Below are 261 nucleotides of genomic sequence, written 5' to 3' on the forward strand. Positions count from 1 at the left end.
TTGAAGTTGATGAGATTATAACGGTTAAAAAGGGGCGAAAAGAGAAAAATTTACCACGCTGGTTTGCTATAAAATTATGCCAAGATTTAACGGGATTAAATTTGCAGGCATTAGCAGATGTTTTTAATGTTAAACACTATTCGGCGATATCAAAAACTGTCGGTAGATTAAATGCATTAATGATTGAAGATAAGAAGGTTGAATTGCAATTAGAAAAACTTCGAGATTGTTTGATGTCTGAAGTCAAGATTTGACCCCTTT

Annotated in this window: 1 pseudogene; it reads left to right on the top strand. The window is 33.0% G+C overall.

The annotated features are described in order from the left end of the window. Positions 1–254 (top strand): annotated as a pseudogene (locus H5200_RS23610) (hypothetical protein); the annotation flags it as partial. Between the last annotated feature and the right edge of the window lie 7 nt (positions 255–261).

The sequence above is a fragment of the Pseudoalteromonas sp. SG43-7 genome (genome assembly GCF_014164295.1).
Taxonomy (GTDB): domain Bacteria; phylum Pseudomonadota; class Gammaproteobacteria; order Enterobacterales; family Alteromonadaceae; genus Pseudoalteromonas; species Pseudoalteromonas rhizosphaerae.